A 13070-nucleotide genomic window follows, 5' to 3' on the forward strand; every position below is an offset into this window, starting at 1 on the left:
AGCTGGTTTTCTCGAAACGCAATCAATCGTTTATTTGATATTTTGAAGCGTTCTTAAAAAGACAACTTTGCCAGTTTTTCCAAAGCCATTTCCAAATCCCGATCGGTTTTGGCAAAGCAAAAACGCAGCAATTTGTGATCGGTTTTCCCTTGGTAAAAAACAGAAACGGGAATGCTGGCCACCCCGATTTCCTTGGTGAGTCGGACAGCTAGATTCCTATCCGATTCATCAGTCAAGTGGCCAAAAGACACCATTTGAAAGAAACTTCCCTCAGCAGGAGAAAACTTAAATGATGTCTGCCTCAAACCCTCCAAAAACAGATCCCTTTTATCTTGGTAAAACAAAGGCAGTTCCAGATATCGGGAAGAATTCTCCAGGTATTCAGCCAAAGCATATTGCAAGGGTGTAGCAGTGCTAAAAGTCAAAAACTGATGGATTTTGCGGAATTCCTTGGTCAATTCCTTTGGGGCAAGACAATACCCGATTTTCCAGCCGGTAACATGGAACGTTTTGCCAAAGGAACCGCACACAAAAGTCCTTTCCCTTAATATCGGATGCGTCATCAGCGAAAGGTGTTTTCGTCCATCAAAAACGATATGCTCATACACTTCGTCACTGATTACATACACATCCTGGTCTTGGACTATCTCGGCCAAGGTGTTCAGATCATTTTGGTTCCAAACATGGCCACTTGGATTATGGGGAGTATTGACCATAATCAGTTTTGTTCTTTCTGTTATCGAGGATTTGACCAAGTCCCAATCCACAGAAAAATCCGGTAGCCGAAGCGGGACATAAATTGGAATTCCACCACTTAAAAGCACCGCCGGAGCATAACTGTCATAGGCCGGTTCCAGCAGAATCACCTCATCTCCATTTTTCACCACAGCAGTTACTGCCGCATACAAGGCCTCTGTGGCGCCCGACACGATCGTGATTTCTTCCTCGAAATCATATTCTACCCCATAACACAATTTGGTTTTTTCTGCCAGTCGCTCCCGCAACACTGGCACACCGCTCATGGGCGCGTATTGGTTAAATCCAGCCTTCATGTATTTGGTCACCAAATCCAATAAATGCGGATCACAATCAAATCCGGGAAAACCCTGCGAAAGATTGATAGCCCCATGGTCTGTGGCCAATTTTGACATAATGGTAAAAATCGTAGTCCCAACATGGGGAAGTTTGGAAGAAAGCGGCATGGAAGAATATTCTTGGACGGAATGTAAACTAGACCTGAAATCAAGCAATCGGTCACACTATATTATCGATATTAGGATTGAGAAAAAAGTCTTCACTGGATTTGTTTGGTGAAGAATTCACAACAATACATTTTAGCTTTTTGAATCTTGCTTGTCAAAAGTTAAAATAATAAGACTGATTCATTTTCAGACCCATGATTCACAAATCCAAGAATAATCTTGTAATCTTACTTGCACCCAAAATTGTAGCCGTTACTCGGCTTTACCGAACATTTCTACAACCAACCTTTAAAGGGAAAGTCCTTAATCTGGTTATTCATTCAATTTTACCTACTTTTGCGGCGTCAAACAGAATAACAATCAGGCCCAACGCGAATAACTTTATGAGAAAAATCAAATTAGTGGAAGTTCGTTCGGAGATCGCGGCAGGAACCCGTGGCGCAAGTCTTGGGATCGACGCACTCAAAATTGCGAGTTTGGATAAGAAATCAAATTTTTTCTCTCGATTTGACCCGATCAATGTTCCTGATGCCAACAGTTACCTTTGGAAAGGGAATAAACATTCCTATGCCAAATACATTGATGGCGTCTATCAGATCTTAAAAAATGTGTACAGTACCATTGAGTTGCTCAGGATGGAAAAGAAATTCCCCATCATCCTGGCTGGCGACCACTCCACAGCGGCAGGAACCATCATGGGCATTAAATCTGCCAATCCCGAAAAACGACTCGGTGTGATTTGGATCGATGCGCATGCAGATCTGCACACGCCCTACACTACCCCATCTGGCAATATGCATGGAATGCCTTTGGCCATGTGCCTTCAGGAAGACAACAAAGATTGCCAAATCAATGAAATCCCGGATGAAACGATTCAGTACTGGGAAAAAATCAAAAAAATAGGGGGTGATTTCCCAAAGATGAATGCCAAGGACATCGTTTTCATCACGGTGAGAGATACGGAAGAACCTGAAGACCACTTGATCCAAAAATACGGCATCAAAAATTTCAAAACCGAAGAAGTCAGAAGTTTGGGCGTTCCCGAGGTTGCCAGACAAGCCTTGGAAGTCCTGAAAGACTGTGAACAAATCTACATTTCCTTTGACGTGGACAGCTTGGATTCTTCCATTTCTGTGGGAACAGGCACACCGGTGGCCAATGGACTGACAGTGGAAGAAGCCATTGAACTGAACACCACTTTGATCAAGGACAAAAGGGTTTGCTGTTGGGAAATAGTGGAAGTGAATCCAACACTGGATACGGAAAACCTAATGGCAGAAAACGCCTTTGATATCTTGGAAGCGACCACAAAGTCATTGGTCGATAACTTTTAATTCAACGGGAATCAAAAGGGCATTGACCTGAGAGAAAGACAATAGATTTCCTGTGGTTCCTCACTGTGGTTTTTACACATTAAGATTATATTTGTTTTGCGAAAGAGACAATTGAAATTTCTGCAGGACAAAAAATAAAAAATCATCAATAATTCGAGTGCAATACGGTTCATGCCATGACGATAGAACAACAGATCATAACGGGAATAAAAGAAGCTTTTCAAACACTTTTTTCACATGAGCTCAGCGCGGGTGAACTTGTTCTTCAGCCTACGCGGAAGGAATTTGAGGGAACATTCACGTTTGTGGTTTTCCCCTTTGCCAAAGTCACCAAAATGGCTCCGGAAGCTTCCGGGATCAAAATCGGAGAATTCCTGAAAGCCAACACCAAAGTGGTGGATGACTACAATGTCGTCAAAGGTTTCCTGAACATATCCGTTGGAAAAAATGCTTGGCTCGGGGTGTTTGACAGTTTATACCAAAATCCCGATTTCGGACAGTTGCCAAAAAACGGACAAAAGGTAATGGTGGAATACAGTTCCCCCAACACCAACAAACCCCTTCACTTGGGACATTTGAGGAATAATTTCCTAGGCTATTCCGTATCCGAAATCCTAAAGGCCAATGGGTATGATGTGATCAAAGCGAATCTAGTCAATGACCGTGGCATCCATATCTGCAAATCCATGGTGGCCTACCGACACTTCGGGAACGGAGAGACACCTGAGTCAAGTGGGTTGAAAGGTGATCATTTGGCCGGAAAATACTATGTGATCTTCGACCAGCAATACAAAAAACAAATACAAGAACTCGCCGAAAAAGGCCAAACTGAGGATCAAGCCAAGAAAAATGCACCTTTGATCTTGGAGGCGCAGGAGATGCTGCTCAAATGGGAAGCAAACGATCCTGAAGTCATTGCCCTCTGGAAAACCATGAACACTTGGGTTTACGCAGGATTTGATGCCACTTACAAGAAAATGGGTGTGGATTTCGACAAGTTTTATTACGAATCCGACACCTATCTTTTGGGCAAGGACATCGTGGACGAAGGCCTCGCAAAAGAAGTCTTTTTCAAGAAAACCGATGGATCCGTTTGGGTGGACCTTTCATCAGAAGGACTTGATGAAAAATTGGTGCTTCGTGGAGACGGCACTTCCGTCTATATCACCCAGGACATGGGCACCTGCGATTTGAAATACCAGGATTTCGAGTTTGACAAGTCTGTTTATGTGGTGGGAAACGAGCAGGATTATCATTTTGATGTCCTGTTCAAGATCATGCGCAAATTGGGCCGTCCCTACGGAAATGGACTTTATCACCTTTCTTATGGAATGGTGGATCTTCCCACTGGAAAGATGAAATCCCGTGAGGGAACTGTGGTAGATGCAGATGACCTGATGCAGGAAATGATCGACACTGCCGAAAGCCACACCAAAGAACTGGGCAAAATTGATGGTTTCAACGCAGAGGAAGCTGCCGCTTTGTATGAAACCCTTGGCATGGGCGCTTTGAAATATTTTCTTCTCAAAGTGGACCCAAAAAAGAGAATGCTCTTCAATCCCAAAGAGTCGATCGAATTCCAGGGAAATACCGGACCTTTTATCCAATACTCACATGCAAGGATTGCTGCCATCCTAAGAAAGGCCGATCAGCTCGGTGTGGATTTCAGCACAAATGGTTATGCTGGCATGGATAAATTGGAAAATGCGGAGCGGGAACTGATCGTGGTATTGTATGATTTCGAAAAGAAGATCAAAGCTGCGGGAGAGGAATTTTCACCCTCTCTGTTGGCGCAATATTTGTTTGACCTGGCAAAGGAGTACAACCGTTTTTATGCAGACCTCTCTATTTTTAATGAGTCTGACCCGAAAGTCCAGTCTTTCAGAATTGCATTGTCAGCCATGACGGCCAAAACAATAAAAGCAGGCATGAAGTTATTAGGTATAAATGTTCCAGACAGAATGTAACTATGAAAGCAATTTTAACTATTTTCACCCTAATCGCTTTGGCATGCACCTCCAGTGTTCAAAAACAAATACCGGTGGAATCCGGCCAAGCCTTTGATATAGATCAAACGAATATGGAAAAATCATTTTACGATTTCAAAATGAAGGATATTGACGGAAACGAGGTCGACTTTAACCAGTACAAAGGAAAGAAGATTTTATTGGTAAATGTCGCCTCAAAATGTGGATATACTCCTCAATATGAGCAACTTCAAGAATTGAATGAAACCTATGGGGACAAGGTGGTCATCTTGGGTTTTCCTGCAAATAATTTTGGTGGGCAAGAATCCGGCACAAATGAGGAAATCAAACAGTTTTGCACTTCAAATTTCGGGGTGACCTTCCAAATGTTTGACAAAATTTCCGTGAAAGGAATCGACAAGCATCCCCTGTACAGATGGCTTTCCGACAAAAGCCAGAATGGATGGAATGACAAAGAGCCCTCTTGGAATTTCTGCAAATATTTTATCAACGAAAAAGGTGAATTGAAACAGTTTTTCTCTTCCTCTGTCAATCCCTTGGATGAAGAAATCATAAAATTAATTGAAGCATAATAATTAGTTGTTTTTTTGCCCTAAGACCCATTTCCGCCGGAAACTGGGTCTTTTTCTTAGCTCTAAAAAATATTGATTTGGACATTACAGCGCAAAGTAAAAATAAAGCTTGGCTCTTAGCCATTCGGTTAAGAACACTCCCATTGGCATTGTCCAGTATTTTGATGGGTTCATTTCTGGCCGCATTCCAAAATGCTTTCCGCCTTGAAATCCTTCTTTTGGCAAGCGTCACCACCATCTTTTTACAAATCTTGTCCAACTTGGCCAATGACTATGGCGACACCATTCATGGAGCGGACAGTCCGGACAGGCAGGGGCCCACGAGAGCGGTTCAATCCGGTGTGATAAGTCTTGCCGAAATGAAAAAAGCCGTGATTCTCTTCGCGATTCTTTCGCTTGTAAGTGGAATTCTGCTGCTGTTTTTTGCTTTACAAGACTGGAAACTTTTTTTGGTTTTTCTGGGATTGGGGATCGCCGCAATCATTGCAGCCATTACTTATACCTCGGGAAAAAAGCCCTATGGATATGCCGGTTTGGGAGACATTTCGGTGTTCCTCTTCTTTGGATTGGTGGGGGTAATCGGTACTTATTTCCTGCATACCTTAAGTTTTGATTGGTCCATCCTCTTGCCCGCTATTTCCTTGGGACTATTCAGCACCACAGTTTTGAATATCAACAATATTCGCGACATTGACTCGGACACCAAGGCGGGGAAAAAATCCATCCCGGTGAGGATTGGCAAGAAAAAGGCAATCCTTTACAACTGGGTTTTGATTCTTACCGGCAATTTTGCCTTGCTTGGATTTGCCTATTCCCAGCATGCGTGGTGGGCATTATCCCCTCTGATCGTATTGCCTTTTATGATCCATGTTGGATTAGGCGTCTCCAAATCGAAATCGATTGATCCCTATTTAAAAAAAATGGCTATCGCAACATTATTTTGGGTGGTTTCTTTTGGGTTAGGATTACTAATTTTTTCATAATTGTAGGCAAGGAATTTAAAAGAACAGCTTATTTTTTGTATTTTCCACTCTGAATCAAACCCTCAAAACATGAAGACTATTCTTGTACCTTACGATTTTTCAAAAGATGCTGAAAACGCCTTTGATTTTGCCCGCGGATTGGCGGCCAAGACAAAACATCATCTCAAACTGGTGCACGTAATCGAAATCCCCACTGCACATTCTTTAGGAACAATGGGTGGGGCAGAGACTGGTTATGAAATGAACCAGATATTTGTCCTCGAGCTTGTCGAAAAGCGGAAAAAACAAATGTCAGAACTGGAAGCCATGTACAAAAACCTTGGTTTTTCCTTCAGCACAAAGCTTGTTTTTGGTAATCCCTATGCAGGTATCTCCAAGGAAATCGCAGAGATCGGTGCAGACCTTGTGGTCATGGGATCTAGAGGATCCAGTGGACTGGAAGAGTTGCTTATCGGTAGCAACACTGAAAAAGTCGTGCGACATGCCACTTGCCCCGTCATCACCATCAAAGACAAAAGAGACCCGGATAACATCAAAAAAATAGTTTTTGCCAGCGACTTTCAGGAAAGCTCCAAAAAGGTGGTGACAAAACTGAAAAAACTTCAAGAGGTCCTCCAAGCCGAGTTATTCTTGGTCAAGATCAATACGCCAAGCATGTTCGAAAACAGCAGGGAATCGCTTAAAAACATCCATGCATTTATTTCTGAAAATGAACTGCAAAATGTTTCAGTGGAGATTTTCAATAGTTCCTCAGAGGAAGAAGGGATAATCGAATATGCAGAAGACATCGATGCCGATATGATTGCATTGGCCACGCATGGCCGTACGGGTTTCTTGCATCTTCTAAGCGGAAGTATTGCCGAAGATGTCGTCAATCACGCGCAGAGGCCAGTTTGGACAATGAAAGTGAAATAAATAGGAAATGGCAAAAAACAAAGGAAGCGATTGGAAAAGCAGAGAAGGTGTGGTCTACTCAACATCCGATGCATTTGAATTCAAAAATTCAGGTGAGGAGGAAATGGAAACCCTTCCCCCTGCTCACCAAAAGCTAAAAGTTACCCTTGACAAAAAGTCGCGTGGCGGCAAACAGGTAACCTTGATCGAGGGATTTATAGGCTCGGACGAGGACTTGAAAGCTTTGGGGAAAATCCTCAAAAACAAATGCGGTGTAGGTGGAAGTGCCAAAGATGGGGAGATTCTCATTCAAGGAGACCATCGGGACAAAATAATAGGTTTTCTTACCCAAGAAGGTTACAAGGCCAAGAAATCGGGAGGCTAATCAAAAAGTTTGATTTGTGAACCTTTGGAGGGCATTTAAAATCAGTGTTTTGCGCATGATCAGGAGACCAAAGCCTGATCATGCCATTCACCCAAATCCCCTATCCTTTTTTCATGAATTCTTGAAGAGTTTCGGATAGATTTCTGATTGGTACAATCACCACAATCCACCAATACCATGAAAATTCAATTGCTTTATTTTTTGGAGCGTGTCCTCTTGGTCCCTTGTTTACCTTTCTTGTATTTTTCTGGAAAGAAAGCAAGGGGAAAAATCAAGAAATTGCCTCCCCAATCCGATTACCAATATATCCCCTCACTTTCCAAAGAAAATACGCTGTTGATCATCGGAGAATCTACCGTGGCGGGTGTCGGCGCAAGCAGTCCCCAAACCACTTTCGCTTCCAATATTGACCTGCTCTCTTTCAATGGGTTTGAAATCCACAACATCGGTAAAAACGGACTTCGCGCCGGGAAATTGATGGGATTATTGATGGGCAATCCCGTCGCCAAAGAAATGCCATTTACAAGTGCAATCGTGATGATAGGGGCCAATGACTGTTTCAAATTAACGCATCCGAAAAAATTCAGAAAGGATTTGGAAATGTTTTTGCAGTTTTTGATAATGGAAAAAGGGGTAAATAAAATCATCATCCCGATGGTACCACCGGTGCATGTTTTCCCCGCAATTCCAGGATTGCTCCGCTTTTTCATGCGGATCCATAGGTACATGTTGACCTCAGAAATCACAAGCCTCAGCCAAAAAATCATTCCACTTCATTTTGACGTTTCCAAACAGGATTTCACCGGCGAATTTTTTGCCGCGGACGGCATTCACCCTTCTGACCTGGGATACAGCATGATGGCTAAATCGGTTTTTGCGCATTTTAATTTCATTGAAAAGAAAAAGGAGGCTGCGAAGCCTCCCCTTTAACCAAAAAAAATTGAACCACAAACTAAACCAATATTCTAAAATGTTTATTCAACCAAACTATTTACCTAACTGAAAGAATATACGAATCCCGAAATGGATTTGGATTGAATGGGTTTGAAAATATTTTAAAATCACCAAAAATGAAACAAACAATTGCCCAATTTGCCTTGGTTGTGCGGGATTATGATGAAGCCATCGATTTCTATGTAGGCAAACTTGGCTTTACCTTGGAAGAGGATACGGTCATGAGTGAAACCAAAAGATGGGTAAGAATAGCACCTCCAGGTTCCGAACCCGGTAATTGCCAGGTTTTGTTGGCCAAGGCAGTTGGGGAAGAACAGGAAATGGCAATTGGCAACCAAACTGGTGGTCGGGTTTTTCTTTTTTTGCATACCGATGATTTCGAAGGTACTTATCAAAATCTCCTGTATCACGACGTCAAGATCATCCGAGAAAAATCTGAGGAAAGCTTCGGGACAGTCGCCGTATTCGCCGACCTATATGGCAATCTCTGGGATTTGATCCAGCCAAACACGTGAATACTCTCTCAATTGCCAAATGGATTTCAATAATTGGCCACCCCCTCTTGCTGGGCAGCATCTATGTGGTTTTTGTCAGTTTCTATAGAATGGAAAGACCTGCTGCCATTTTGGTCAGCGGATTGGTCATTGGATTGGTTGTGGTACCCATCGCCCTCCACAATTGGCGAAAGGTGAAAAATGGGAAGTATGGGAATTTCGACGTTTCCGACCAACAACAACGGAAAAATTTCTACCCCTTTGCCCTGGTTTTATTCGTGGTTCTCTTGCTGCTTTTTTATTTCCTCCAACTGCCGAGTGAGCTGATCATGACAAGTCTTGTTTTCTTTTTTTTACTGCTCACCATGGGTATTGTCAATCTGAAACTGAAGGCATCGTTGCATGCAGCAATAGCATTTTTTATCAGTCTGAACCTCTTTGCATTGTCAATCGGGTTTGGATTGGCGCTGCTTGTTTTCGCCTTTGCCATCAGCTGGTCTAGATTAGTCAAGAGAAGCCATTCTCTCCAGGAACTTGTAGTTGGCGGTTTTCTGGGTGCCGCATTCGGTGGGATAAGTTTATGGGTCTAAAAATTCATGGCAAAACGAAAATAAAAACATCCTGAACTCTTTGGTAGTTATAAATAGGTCTTTAACTTTACAATTCAAATGAACAGTTGCCTTTCCCATACCGCCAAATTTTTCGCATCAGCCCATGCTGGTTCTGTTCATCATTCCCACCATTCCTCCTAAGGAGGAAAATCAACATTATATCGCCCACTGGAGGCTGGTAAACCATTTACCCGGCCCATTTATCCAAAACAACCATTGGTATTCCCATACTAAACTTATATTGCATCCATGGAAAACATTATCCGTATAGCGGTTCAAAAGAGCGGCAGATTAAGTGAAGATTCCCTCAGCCTTATCAAAGAATGTGGAATCAAATTTTACAATGGCACCGGCAAGTTAAAATCCACGTCGACCAATTTCCCCATCGAATTCCTCTTTTTAAGAGATGACGATATTCCAGGCTATGTGGCCGATGGTGTCGCAGATCTGGGAATCGTTGGAGAAAACGAGTTGGTGGAAAAGAACAAGGAAGTGAATACCCTCAAGAAACTGGGGTTTTCCAAATGCAGGCTTTCCCTTGCCATTCCAAAAGGCCAGGATTATCCAGGGTTGTCCTTTTTTGACGGAAAAAGCATTGCAACCTCCTATCCAAAAATCCTCGGGGATTTCCTGAAATCAAAAAATCTTCAAGCAGAAATCCATGAAATAAGCGGATCTGTAGAGATTGCTCCCAGCATCGGTTTGGCGGAAGCCATTTGTGATATCGTAAGTTCTGGATCCACCTTGATGATGAACGGATTGAAGGAAGTAGAACAAATCTTCAAATCCGAGGCGGTTCTGATCAGCAACAAAAACCTGAGCCCAGAAAAACTGTCCATTGTTGATAAATTGCTGTTCAGAATGAATGCGGTACAAACCGGAAAAAGCAATAAATATGTATTGCTGAATGCACCCAACCATTCCCTTGACAAAATCATTTCCCTGATCCCGGGAATGCGCAGCCCAACCATTCTTCCCCTGGCTCAAGAAGGCTGGTCCTCTGTACATTCTGTATTGAGCGAGGAGCAGTTTTGGGAAAACATCGAAGGCCTTCGTGCTGCAGGTGCCGAAGGAATTTTGGTGGTACCAATCGAAAAAATGGTGGTCTAAAATCTATTGTCATCCACAAAAAATGACAAAAGAGTCCAACTGCCCACGTGAAATTTATAAACAAAGACATCCCTAGGCTTTATTCCCAACAATAAATTGGCTTGCCCTAAAATAAAAACTCCAAATGGTAGGCTTTTGGTTTTGGGGAAACCGTACAGATATTCGGCTTCGGACAAAAAACAGAGATTATGAAAATAATTATCAATCCCCCCAGACCGGAATGGCTAAAAGCAATGGCCAGACCCGTTCAAAAGACAAAAGACATAGAGAAGATCGTCCGTCCCATCATGCGGAAGGTGAAAAGACAGGGCGACAAAGCCTTGAAAAAATTCGCTTTGGAATATGACCATGTCGAAATCCAAAATCTCCAAGCAAGCAGGGAGGAAATCAAGGCCGCCAAAGCACTTGTAAGCCCAGAACTGCAGGAGGCGATTCTTCAGGCAAAAGAAAATATCGAGAAATTCCACGAAGCCCAAGCCACTCCAGATTTGGAAATGGAAGTGATGGAAGGTGTAACTTGCATGCGGAGAAGTGTTCCCATCCAAAAAGTAGGTCTTTACATTCCGGGAGGCACAGCTCCTCTTTTTTCGACCGTTTTGATGCTGGGCATTCCGGCTAACCTCGCGGGTTGTGAACAAATCATCCTTTGCACTCCACCAAACAAAGAGGGGAACATTCACCCTGCGATTTTATATGCAGCGGATCTCATCGGCATCGATAAAATCGTAAAAGCAGGAGGAGCACAAGCGATTGCAGCACTTACCTACGGCACCGATTCCGTCCCAAAAGTGGACAAGATATTTGGTCCCGGAAATCAGTACGTGACTGCTGCAAAGCAAATGGCAGTGAAGAAAGGTGTCTCCATAGACATGCCAGCCGGACCATCAGAAGTGTTGGTATATGCGGACGAAACGGCCATTCCGGCATTTGTGGCAGCAGATCTCTTGTCCCAAGCCGAACATGGCGTGGACAGTCAGGTTATTTTGGTGGCCTCCTCCGAAAAAGTGGCCAATAAAATCCTCAAGGAAGTGGAGACTCAATTGGAGAAATTGCCCAGAATGGAAATGGCGAAAAAAGCGTTGGGAAATTCAGTCGCTTTCGTGATGCCCAACCAGGACAAAGCAATCGACTTGATCAATGAATATGCCCCCGAGCACTTGATCATTTGTGTGGAAAATGAAGACGAAGTCGTGTCCAGAATCATCAATGCAGGATCGGTGTTTATCGGGAATTTCACCCCCGAATCCGCTGGGGACTATGCCTCAGGGACCAACCATACATTGCCCACCTATGGCTATGCCCGCAATTACAGCGGAGTTTCCTTGGACAGTTTTGTCAAAAAGATCACGTACCAAAAGATCACCGAAAAAGGCCTGCAAAACCTGGGTCCAACCATCGAGGTCATGGCAGCGAACGAACTTTTGTTTGCACACAAAAACGCGGTCAGTATCAGACTCAAATACCTAAAAGACAACCAATAATGGCTTTCGACCTTAAGGCTTTGCTTCGGCCACATATCGCCAATATCAAACCCTACTCTTCCGCCCGAGATGAATACTCAGGAAAGGAGGGTATTTTCTTAGATGCCAATGAAAACCCATTTGGATCGGCCACGGCGGAGGATTTCAACCGCTATCCAGATCCCTATCAATGGGCAATAAAAGAAAAATTGGCCATTGTTAAAGATGTTCGCCCCAATCAGATTTTCATTGGAAATGGAAGCGATGAGGCCATCGATTTATTGATTCGCGCCTTCTGCAGGCCTGGAAAGGACAATGTGATCCTTCTCCCTCCTACTTATGGCATGTATGAAGTGAGTGCTGAAATCAATGATATTCAGATTAAAAAGGTCAACCTCAGCACAGATTACCAACTCAGGCCGGATGCCATTTTGGCTGCCACGGATGAATTCACCAAAATCATCTTTATCTGCTCCCCCAACAATCCCAGCGGAAACAAAGTCGCCCGGGAAGATATCCGAAAGATCCTTGAAAACTTCAAGGGTTTGGTTGTGGTGGATGAAGCCTACACGGATTTCAGTGACGAGCCAAGTTTCACGACGGAATTGGACCAATATCCCAATCTTTTGGTGATGCAGACTTTCTCCAAGGCTTGGGGTCTGGCTTCGCTTCGATTGGGGATGGCATTTGCCTCAGCCGAGATCATCAAAATCCTCAACCTGATCAAACCTCCCTACAACATCAGTGGACTGACGCAACAAAAAGCATTGGAAGCATTGGAGGGAAAAGAAAAAATGGAATCCTTGGTAAAGGACATCTTGCTGGAAAGGGAATATTTGTGGCAGGAATTGACCCATTTGGAATTTGTGTTGCATATTTATCCTTCCCATGCCAATTTTCTATTGGTCAAAGTCACGGCAGCAAGAAAAATATATGATTTCCTGATCGACAGCCAGATCATCGTGCGAGATCGCTCCAAGGTTTTGCTTTGTGACGATTGCCTAAGGATTTCTGTGGGAACAAGAGAGGAAAATGTAGCATTGATCAAAACGCTGAAGAAATTCCCAGTAGTGGGATAAAAAA

At 43.3% G+C, this 13070-nt stretch carries 13 protein-coding genes; 12 read left to right on the top strand and 1 reads right to left on the bottom strand.

All coding sequences use genetic code 11. The annotated features are described in order from the left end of the window. Positions 1-53 precede the first annotated feature (53 nt). Positions 54-1202, bottom strand: a complete 1149-nt coding sequence (locus tag F824_RS0106010; RefSeq protein ID WP_026333528.1) for a methionine aminotransferase — start codon at positions 1200-1202, stop codon at positions 54-56. Positions 1203-1585: 383 nt separating this feature from the next. On the opposite strand from F824_RS0106010, the gene F824_RS0106015 reads away from it, so the two are divergent. From F824_RS0106015 to hisC, 12 genes are all read left to right on the top strand, one after another. After that, positions 1586-2536 carry an arginase gene (locus F824_RS0106015; RefSeq protein ID WP_022582340.1) on the top strand — a complete coding sequence of 317 codons (951 nt, stop codon included), beginning with the start codon at positions 1586-1588 and terminating at the stop codon, positions 2534-2536. Between the two features lie 176 nt (positions 2537-2712). Continuing rightward, positions 2713-4503, top strand: a complete 1791-nt coding sequence (argS, locus tag F824_RS0106020; RefSeq protein WP_019596964.1) for an arginine--tRNA ligase — start codon at positions 2713-2715, stop codon at positions 4501-4503. Positions 4504-4505: 2 nt separating this feature from the next. Next, positions 4506-5096, top strand: coding sequence for a glutathione peroxidase (locus F824_RS0106025; protein ID WP_019596965.1), 591 nt, complete (start codon positions 4506-4508; stop codon positions 5094-5096). 77 nt (positions 5097-5173) lie between these two features. Further along, the gene (locus tag F824_RS0106035; protein ID WP_026333529.1) at positions 5174-6079 is read left to right on the top strand and encodes a 1,4-dihydroxy-2-naphthoate polyprenyltransferase; all 906 of its coding nucleotides are present in this window, start codon (positions 5174-5176) and stop codon (positions 6077-6079) included. Between the two features lie 69 nt (positions 6080-6148). After that, on the top strand, positions 6149-6994 hold the full coding sequence (locus F824_RS0106040; RefSeq protein ID WP_019596968.1) for a universal stress protein: 846 nt from the start codon (positions 6149-6151) through the stop codon (positions 6992-6994). A 7-nt stretch (positions 6995-7001) separates the two neighbouring features. Beyond that, on the top strand, positions 7002-7358 hold the full coding sequence (locus F824_RS0106045; RefSeq protein WP_019596969.1) for a translation initiation factor: 357 nt from the start codon (positions 7002-7004) through the stop codon (positions 7356-7358). A gap of 177 nt (positions 7359-7535) precedes the next feature. Next, positions 7536-8288 (top strand): GDSL-type esterase/lipase family protein, encoded by a 753-nt coding sequence (locus F824_RS25590; protein ID WP_019596971.1) that lies wholly within the window; start codon positions 7536-7538, stop codon positions 8286-8288. A 140-nt stretch (positions 8289-8428) separates the two neighbouring features. Continuing rightward, positions 8429-8827: a VOC family protein gene (locus F824_RS0106060; protein ID WP_019596972.1), complete on the top strand. Its 399-nt coding sequence runs from the start codon at positions 8429-8431 to the stop codon at positions 8825-8827. Continuing rightward, positions 8824-9396, top strand: a complete 573-nt coding sequence (locus F824_RS0106065) for a hypothetical protein (RefSeq protein ID WP_019596973.1) — start codon at positions 8824-8826, stop codon at positions 9394-9396. Before F824_RS0106060 ends, F824_RS0106065 begins: the two co-directional genes overlap by 4 nt. 270 nt (positions 9397-9666) lie before the next feature. Next, positions 9667-10527, top strand: coding sequence for an ATP phosphoribosyltransferase (gene hisG / locus F824_RS0106075; protein ID WP_019596975.1), 861 nt, complete (start codon positions 9667-9669; stop codon positions 10525-10527). A 188-nt stretch (positions 10528-10715) separates the two neighbouring features. Then, complete coding sequence (hisD, locus tag F824_RS0106085; protein WP_019596977.1) at positions 10716-12008, top strand: histidinol dehydrogenase; 1293 nt, start codon at positions 10716-10718, stop codon at positions 12006-12008. Continuing rightward, positions 12008-13066, top strand: a complete 1059-nt coding sequence (gene hisC / locus F824_RS0106090) for a histidinol-phosphate transaminase (protein WP_019596978.1) — start codon at positions 12008-12010, stop codon at positions 13064-13066. The genes hisD and hisC overlap by 1 nt, the downstream gene beginning before the upstream one ends. The last annotated feature ends 4 nt before the right edge of the window (positions 13067-13070 follow it).

It is taken from the genome of Rhodonellum psychrophilum GCM71 = DSM 17998 (genome assembly GCF_000381545.1).
Lineage (GTDB): Bacteria > Bacteroidota > Bacteroidia > Cytophagales > Cyclobacteriaceae > Rhodonellum > Rhodonellum psychrophilum.